Origin of the sequence: Microcoleus sp. OTE_8_concoct_300 (assembly GCF_031383065.1) — a bacterium.
GTDB lineage: Bacteria > Cyanobacteriota > Cyanobacteriia > Cyanobacteriales > Microcoleaceae > Microcoleus.
In genome coordinates, this window is sequence record NZ_JANMZH010000373.1 from 1 (window position 1) to 8,861 (window position 8,861).

General features: G+C 48.5%; 6 protein-coding genes and 1 pseudogene. 1 reads left to right on the plus strand and 6 read right to left on the minus strand.

The annotated features are described in order from the left end of the window. Positions 1-119: pseudogene (locus ACUVJL_RS16585) on the plus strand (IS5/IS1182 family transposase); the annotation flags it as partial. A gap of 269 nt (positions 120-388) precedes the next feature. Here ACUVJL_RS16585 and ACUVJL_RS16590 read toward each other — a convergent pair. From ACUVJL_RS16590 to ACUVJL_RS16615, 6 genes are all read right to left on the minus strand, one after another. Beyond that, entirely contained in the window at positions 389-874 is a 486-nt protein-coding gene (locus tag ACUVJL_RS16590) for a CRR6 family NdhI maturation factor (RefSeq protein WP_445246853.1), read from the minus strand. Positions 875-1,085: 211 nt separating this feature from the next. After that, positions 1,086-3,038, minus strand: a complete 1,953-nt coding sequence (locus ACUVJL_RS16595) for a DUF3685 domain-containing protein (RefSeq protein ID WP_445246854.1) — start codon at positions 3,036-3,038, stop codon at positions 1,086-1,088. Between the two features lie 47 nt (positions 3,039-3,085). Further along, complete coding sequence (locus ACUVJL_RS16600; protein WP_445246855.1) at positions 3,086-5,275, minus strand: hypothetical protein; 2,190 nt, start codon at positions 5,273-5,275, stop codon at positions 3,086-3,088. A 983-nt stretch (positions 5,276-6,258) separates the two neighbouring features. Continuing rightward, the gene (locus ACUVJL_RS16605; RefSeq protein WP_445246856.1) at positions 6,259-6,723 is read right to left on the minus strand and encodes a Fur family transcriptional regulator; all 465 of its coding nucleotides are present in this window, start codon (positions 6,721-6,723) and stop codon (positions 6,259-6,261) included. Between the two features lie 354 nt (positions 6,724-7,077). After that, positions 7,078-8,142, minus strand: coding sequence for an Hpt domain-containing protein (locus ACUVJL_RS16610; RefSeq protein ID WP_445246857.1), 1,065 nt, complete (start codon positions 8,140-8,142; stop codon positions 7,078-7,080). Between the two features lie 82 nt (positions 8,143-8,224). Further along, positions 8,225-8,479: a hypothetical protein gene (locus tag ACUVJL_RS16615; RefSeq protein ID WP_333326545.1), complete on the minus strand. Its 255-nt coding sequence runs from the start codon at positions 8,477-8,479 to the stop codon at positions 8,225-8,227. Positions 8,480-8,861 lie beyond the last annotated feature (382 nt).

The window sequence follows — 8,861 nt, forward strand, 5'->3', positions numbered from 1 at the left end:
TTAGAATACTTTCATCAAGATATCGGAATCGAAGAAGGCGCTTCGGATTAAGATTTAATTTGATCGCTGGTATTTATAATTATGAACTTTCTTTAAAGACTAAATTAGAGATCGCCTGAGACTTTCGCAAGAGGTCTACTATCAATTCTGAGAAAATTCTGAAGTCCAGCAACAATTTTTTGAGGGGCGCTGGTTTAAGGATTGTATTACAGTCTGAGTACGGTTGCTGTTAAGCTTAATTAAGCTGTTGCGGATGGAACTCATAGCTGCGGAGGCGGACTGGAAAGCCCGCCCCACAAGGGAAGAAATCGGGTTTATACCTTGGTTCTTAGTCTTAAGGTAGAGTGGCCTACCTAATTAGGAGTATGTTAATTAGAGGCGCGATTACTTATTTGTGCGGCACAATCACATCAAAAAAAGCATCTTCCAAATCATAACCAAACATCTGCGACATGGCCATCAACTTCGATTTACTGGGGATTCCCTGCTGATTCAACCAATCAGTCAACACAAAAATTTTGTTCATCAAAAACATTTCCAAAGCTTCAGGATTGTACTGAATACCTTGGGTGCGGTGAAACTGGTGCGGCACCAACATCGCGGTATAGCGCGCCAATTCTCCCGCTTTCCAATCCAGCAAAAATGGCAGCCAAGGGTAACAAGCATCCAAGCGAATAAACCACAGTCGCACTTCGGGAATTTCCGAAATTTCTCGCGGATCTAACTCTTCGCGCGGATACTCTATTTCAAATTGTAGCTGTTGTTCGTTTTGGGCGATCGCTCCTTCGGCCAGCCACTTTTCAATTACAGTCCGCACCGGAGACAAATCTAAACTGTTTATGCGATCGGCATCTATCGCTATCATAATACTCATAAAATTTCAACCTTATAGCATTAAGTTTTATCTATAATACCACCAATCACAATCACCAATTATATCAAATCTGTTAAATCCGGTACACCAGGACTCTTGCAGACATCCGCAAAATATTTTGAAAAGCATCTGCCTTAATCTCCGTTAATCTGCGGTTTCCCTCTTGCATCAAAGATTTATGCAATCTTTTCTACTACTCGTTGCCGAACCCTCACCCATTTTTCCCAAACTTGCTATCTTGCAAAGAATTACCAATCCCCTGGATAATTCCCCGCCCGATCAAACCAATTCCCCGTCCTATAACCTGAGTCAAAACGTAAACAACCCCAGCACCCAACAGCGAAATAACCGCCCGAACTGTAGGTGCGATCGCATCCCTAGTTTCCAGCAGCAAAGTCAAGGCTAACTGCCACCCAGAAAGCTGTGCTAACTCCAGATTTCTCGGAGCATAAATAGAAATCCTCTTAATTCCTGAGTCGCCCAAAACAAATAGCCAAAACCTGCTTTCAAAAATAGCTTTCGGATCCACAAAATAGCTATCCCAGCGATATTTCCACGACAAATTATTCCGAAACCGCTCAATTTCTCGTGTCGAAATCAACTTACCATCGTAAAAAATTTGCTTGATTTCTTCAATATTCGCCAAATTATTTAGTAGAGGCTGTACCACTCCGCTAGCAACTTGAATTGCCAAATTTTCTAACAAAGCTTCAGCTCGCTGCATCGCTTCCGGGCTGCCAGCAACACAAGAAATATTGTCAACTGTTAGAGGAATTTCAAATAGCAAATGTGCAAATAAATCAACTGTCATCGGTATTTTGTCAAGGATTTGTGCTGCAACTACATCAGCATCTGCCAGCAGCATCGGCACAACTTCTACACCGCTGCCTGCCAAGATATCAGCAGCGCTTCCCCCTTGACTTTCTGCCAGTCTCAAGCTTGTTTGACTGCCATCAAAAACCCGAACTTCTCCCGTTTGCAGTGTATAGTATCTCCCAAAAAAATCTATGATTGTCGCCTCCCACAAATCCCGTAAAATAGCAGGCATTTTTTGCGACAATTGAGTTTGCTGCACTTGCGAAAAGCGCAATTCCTCCAGCAAATCCTCTAACTTCCGCAGGATGGAACTCATCAATTCGCGCTTTTTGGTCGATCGCAAAATATCGATTTCCAAAGGCAAGCCAGTCAAATTCACCAAATCAAACTGCAATTTACCCGCAGCCGAGTCAAACAAGCTATCTTGCCAATTAGTTGCAACCACCAAAGATTCAGCCGAAACTTGGGAATTCGCTAATTGCGATTGAGAATTATTTTTTAACAAATTCTCGCCTCTAATTTCTTCTTTCTCCCCTCTGTCTTCTCCCCTCTGCTTTCTGCCGAATGCCTTCTGCTTTCTGCCGAATGCCTTCTCCCCTTTTCCTTCAAATAATAACTGACTGACAATCCAGCGAGCTGCCAGCAATTCTCTGCGGCGGCCGCTGAGTACCACCCCATCTAAAATAGAGGGCAAATCAGTCGGATCGGCCGCTTTAACCTCTTGCAAATCAGCTTGGACAACCGCCAAAGTTGCATCTATTTCCCGCAGTCCAGAAACACAAAAATAAGCCAGCATTTTTTTGTGTACTGGCGTATCAACTGTCGGATTATCTGCATTTTTATCTGCAATTGCTGCGGAGTTTTCTACTGTTTGAACCACCGCTGCATTTAGTTCTATTTCCGGGTTAGTACCCGCATCCGTCGCCCAATAAGTGCGACCAGATGCCACCGCGCGAATAGCTTCGATTGTCAAGGAAATATCTCTACCTTTAGGACAATAGCCATTCGCGCCCGTAGCCTGTACGTCCGCCAACTGCTCGGGTGTCAGCGGCCCGCCTAGCAGCAACAGGGGGAGGTTGGGGTACAAACTTTTGAGTTCGCGACAAAATGCCAGCGCCTCTGTTTGGCCCGATCGCAAATTTAAAGTCTCAACAGCCAAAATGCTCAAATCTGCGGGCTTCTTGGCTGCAAAGGAGCCGATCGAGCGAGCTTCTAGAATCCGCAAAGCCTCGGTTCCCCTTGAAACCTCTGCGACAACTTGCAAGTCTGGATGCTGCTCGATCGCAACTCGCAGCCCCAGCCGGAAAATGGGGTCGCCATCGATCGTCAGCACTTGGAAATTACTCACTTGATTTTAAATTTGAGATTTTAGAGACCGAGCGCGCAAAAACCCAATTACTCAGGAATCAAATTACCATCAGGAGGCCCAGCCGATTCAGGAATCGAGGGCGGCGCGGGTTCCGGAGCCGGAGCCGGAGCCGGAGGAGGAGGTTCCGGAGCCGGGGCCTCTTGTCTCGCGGGCGGATTGTAAGGTTCCGGCTCCCTGGCGGGCGGATTGTAAGGTTCCGGCTCCCTGGCGGGCGGATTGTAAGGTTCCGGCTCCGGAGCCGGGGCCTCTTGTCTCGCAGGCGGATTGTAAGGCTCCGGAGCAGGCGCGTACTCCTCCTGTCGCGGAGGAGGCGCGTACTCCTCCTGTCGCGGAGCCGGTGCGTACTCCTCCTGTCGCGGAGGAGGCGCGTACTCCTGTGCGGGAGCTGGCGCGGACTCGCGAGCTGGCTCTGGCGGCGGTGCAGAGTTGGCTCTAAGTTCGGCACTCCAGCGCCCGATCGCACCTGCGGCTTCTGAATACAGCGCCCTACCGTAACCGATTTGGGAAGCCGTATCGATCGCCGCTCCTAGACTGCCTTGAGACGCCAATTCCGAAGCTCGATCCAGAATCGGTCGGTCTTGAGCAACTTGCAGTTCACTCACCCACTGATAGAGATTATCCTGAGCTTTGGCGTACAAAGTCCTACCGCTCTTAATTGCCGAAGCTTTTTCAATAGCAGCGCTAAGTTTTCCTTGCTTCGCCAGGGCGATAGCTTCATCCAAAAAAGGCTGATCTTCAATAACTTCTATGCGTTTCGTCCACTGAGCCAAGAGAGTTTGCGCTTCTATCCTGCGGGGGCGGTTTTGAGCAATCAGAACTACCTGAGCGATGGCGCCCTTGAGTCCTTCAACCGTTTGCGCTTGGGCCAACTGCTTGGCCAGAGTCAGAAAAGATTGGTCTTCGATCCGCTGAATTTCCCGGCGCCAAGCAGCCACCAAAGTTTGAGCGTGAATCCGCCGCGGCTGCTTGATTCCGATGGTTTGCGCTTGCTCGATCGCGAGTCCAAACGTCCCTATCTGACCGAAACTCGCGATCGTACTCGCCACTTCCAGCCGCAGCAAATCTTGAAACTGCACCTGCAAATTTTCAATTTGAACTTGAGCTTGCTTGTACAGAGGGCGACCCGGAGCAATTTGGCTAGCAGCCCCCTGCCCTTCCAGCAAGCTAAAAATGTGTTGCCCCAGCGGTGTTGATATCGACTGGTTCCAAGTCACTGCCTGAGCCCTACCCAACTGCATCAAATCTTGAGCTTCCGCAAACAGCGGCGAATCCTGCGGCACCACAGAAGCAGCCTCGATCGCCCCCGGCAGGTCTTTCGCCCCCAACCGCTTAGTAGCCATTGCCAGCAAAGTCCGGCTCCAGCCCTCAATTTCCTTCTCAGCTTTAGCGCGGGCAAAAAGCTGCGAGTCAATTTTGCGAGCCAGGACGATCGCCTCAGCGAACTTTTGCGGAGTTCCGTCCTGCGCCAAATCTCTCGCCTCTTGCAAGCGCTGCCAGCCGTTTCTTTCCAAAGAAATCTGCTGGATCAGCTCGTTGTAGCGCTTCTGACTCCAGAAAACATTTTCCAGCTTGAACAGAGCTTGAGCATAATCCCAGGCCTTCCTTAAATCCTCACTTTTCAAAGCTCCTAGGGCTGTATCGTAGAGTTTTTGGCCCTCCTGCCAATTTTTTTCCCAAGCAGTAACAGCCTCCTGTACCTCTGGGTAAGACGGACTGGTTTTCGGAATTTTCGCCACAATCTCCAGAGCGCCTTTCAAATCGCCCACCTCAATTTTTGCCCTGGCAAATCCCAGAATGGCTTTCGACCATTCTCCTATCAAATGTTGACCCTGCGAGTATAGCGGATGTTCTTTCGGCCAAGCCTGCACCAGTGTCATTGCCGATTCTAGCTGTTCTAGCTTGCCCGACTTAGCTGCTTGTTGAGCGCAGTAAAGTCGCTCTCCATCCGCCGCCAGCGGCGACAGTTGCTGGCAATTGGGCGGCGGCGGCATCGTCAGCAACCACAGAAATGCAGCGGCCCCGGTTACTCCAAATCCCACCAGGAGACTCAGCCAGATAAGTTGCCACTGCCAAAAAGTTCTTTTTCCCTCGGTCGGCTGCGCCATTACTGAGGAACTCGCATCGCCTGTCGCCTCTGCACTGAACTGTGCAGTGGGTTTGGGGGATGGGTTGTATTGCGGTGGTGTGTGGAATTGGTCAGATTGTCGTCTCGCCATTACTTCAGCCTGTCCTGTAATGCGCACTCTTCACGTGACACTCCCACATCAAATCATAGATTGTGATGTCGGCTTCTGACTCCTGTTAAGGAGATCGAGAACTTCCTTCAAGGTACTGGCAATCTTTCCCTCTACGGCGTTTTATAGTGAGGTTCGTGTCTGACCGCACTGTTGGCTTCCGAGCATTTTCGGCTCAAGAAGCACGTAAATCATACCAGTTATCAAACATTTATTCACAGATCCCGGGGCCGTTTAGCAAAAAAACAGTATAAAGCCCCCGTCAGTCGCTCAATTTTAGATTTGACTCTGCAGATAAATTTGGAGCGGGTTAATTAAGGTCTAATACTAAATTTGGGTCAGAAATCCCCTTTATCAGAAGATTGGGTTTAAAACCCGGTCCTTGTAGGACGGCTTTTTCCATTTTCAAGTAAAATAACACATCCATCTAAACAAATGAATATGGTATAATAAGCAGATCAGACCTGATTTAAAAACCTACCCCCGGACTGGGGGAAAGTCTACGCCCAAAACATTCACACAGGAGATATGACTACACACCTATGTGCTTTCCGTGGTCAGCCTGGGAACCCTATTACTAGGGATATTAAGATCGAAATGTCTTAAGAATCCTCATGCCTTCAGGGCGAGGAGTGTCAATAAGACTCAGCGCTTGAAAGCGCAACTACACAAAACAAACTTTCGTCCACTCCCAGCGGACTAAAAAATCAAGGGGGTACTAAAGCCTGATTCCGTCTAAACTCTTACGTGTAGCAGGTAGAACTGATTTTTGGGGTTTAGTCGTAAATTTTATTCCCGATCGCCAAACTTGGCGATCGAGTTTCACTCTTCACGCTCTGTGCCGAATTCCGGCGCGCTACGGCAAAAAGCCCGATCGAGCGCAGCTAAATACTTGAATCATTTTATACGACCGACAGGCCGAGCAAAAATATCGGTTTTGCTTCCCACAGCCACTGCTTTATCCGTTAGGAAGCTTTTGGCGTATCGCTGACACTCGATCCTTCGGTGGCGGACTCTGCCGTTCGATATCCGTAGAAATCTATCCTGTAGTCTACAATTCTGACACCAGTTTGCTGTTGGATTTGTTCGATCAATTCGATCGGCAGTTCCACATGAACGTCGAGAATTTGAGTCGTATCCAGACAGTTGACGTGAGAGTGAGAATCGCTGACATTGCCGTACAAGCGTCCCTCTGAGCGTTCTATGCACTCAATAATCCCTTCTCTGGACAAAGCTTCTAGATTTTGATAAACCGAAGTATGCCCGATCGAATGCGCTTGTTTGTTCAGGCGATCGTAAATTTCGCGAGCCGAGAGGTGTTCTTTTGCGTCCCACAAAAGTTCTAGAATAAATCGACGCTGGCGGCTCAAGCGCATTCCCAGCGCCTGACAGCGGTTTAAAGCATCTTCTAATGAACGAATTGGTTTCACAGCTACCGCCTTATAAAGCCTGATCGATTTTTAATTCTGGTACAATATTGCACGCCCACATATGCACTAATTCTAACGCAGGGTTGCCCAACAGTAGAAGGTAGAGGGCAAAAATCTCGAATGAGTGAATTTTTTCGAGTTGCTGCTCAACGAGCGGCTGCCAGCACCCACCACAAAATTATCCGTCTCACAAATATTGCTGTGACTCTATCTTCTAAGTAGGTAGGCGGGATTAAACCGAATAATGTAACAGTATGTAAATAGGCTTAAGTCAGCCAGTAGAGAGCATTTGAACACTTTACATCGTTTACATAGTTGCGTTTTAAAGCGCCGACTTACTTACTGCAACAACTCCTAGTTTGAGGATGCTCTCAGGGCCTGAACGAGTAACTTGGCGATTTCCGAGAGTTGCTTTTTGTTGAAAGTTTTGAGCAAAAGGTTGACTACCGCCTTCGGTTCGGCGGGAAGTGCTACTTGCTTCGACGCTGCTGGGGCTGCTGGGGCGATTGCCTCTGCTGGTTTTGGGCTTGCTGCCAAAAGTAGCAAATTTTTACTCGGAACGATCGCCTTGACTTTCCCCCCTTGCACCAAATCCCCAGCTTCCTTGAGTTCTTTGATAATCAGCGGAGCTAAGACTTTATAAGAGTTTTTGGGATTAACGATCGCCACTCTAGCTGTTTTAACTAAATTTTGCCAAGTCTCAATTTTACCTCCCAACTTATAGAGGCGAAGGCACACAGCCGTCAACTGTGAGCGACTAGCAGCCGATTCTTTCTGCTTGAACACCTGCAACATTTCTTTAAGTAAAGTCATCACTTCAACAGCAAAATTCGCCGGTACAGCGTCCGCTGTTGGAGTGGCGGGCGCACCAGACCCAGCAGCAACCGCCTGCTGTTTGCCCGACGCCAATTTATCGAGGTGAGTTTCCAGTTGAGCAAAAAGAGGCATCACCTCCTGCACGAGTTTTTCTCCCTCTTCATTCCTCAAGCCGAAAGGTCCCTCCAGTCGCCCCAGCAAGTCCTTAAGCGTATCAACTCCCCTTAAAAATAGCGATTCTGCCGTTTGGTCAACCTGCTTGACGGGCCCGTCCTTGAGCACCTTAAAACAATCTTCCAAGCGGTGAGCCGTTGTTTTAATACTATCTAAGCCAAGCATAGCCGCCCCTCCTTTCACGGAATGGGCGGCTCGAAACATCTCTTGGACGCTTTCGGGGTCTTTCATCGTGGACTTTAAATCCACTAAACCATTTTCTAGAGTATCGAGGTGCTCCTTAGCCTCCTCTATAAACAAACGCATAATTCGGTCTTGCTGATCTGACACGACAGTCCTCCTAACAATCTGTGCACCCTCCAGAAAGCACCCTCTTGGCGGGAGAAAACGCGACTCCTGGCTACAGTCGGAAGCTCCCATCCAAAACATTCTAGCCTGCCTCAGCTAGCAGACTCAAAATACTGGTGTTGGGGCAATCTTAGCTCTAAAACTGGTGCGGTGGAGATTGAGTCTAGAGTTCTGAGGGAGTATCTGGAGCAATTTCAATGCCCATTCCTTGTTTCATCATCTGCTGAGCCGTAATCAAGTCGCTTAATTCCTTGACTTCGACGCCGATGTCTTGGCAAGCCTGTTTCAGTTCCCGCTCGAAGGTGTTGAGGTCGCCTCCGTAGCCGCAAAGCTTCGCGGCTGTGGCGATTCCTTGTTGGGCGTTAGCTTTGGCGCAGTCGATCAATTCAATGCCTTTGAGCGGTTGGGAGGATGCCATAATTTCAAGCCACAATTTATCTTTTTCCCCACTCTACCTAGAACGTTGAGGTCGATCGATCTATCGAAAGGCATGAAAAATCCTGCCTGTGCTGCGTGTTGCCAATTCATAGCTATTTTTATAGGATTTGCTGCCAAGATGGCAGTAGTTGGGATTGTCTAACCCAGACTGTGCCTAACCTATATTGCGTCTTGGATGCAGGTGCACACTAGACTTGGATTGCATACATTCGCTCTCAAGACTTGAAATTATCCGCGTTGCATCTGCGGTTTCCCGATCGATCGAAGATTTATGCAATAAGTCTACTATCTTCACCATGCAGTATGCCCGCAGCTACTACCGAAAGCGGAGCAAACTGCACGGCAGCTACTTCCAGCCGGGG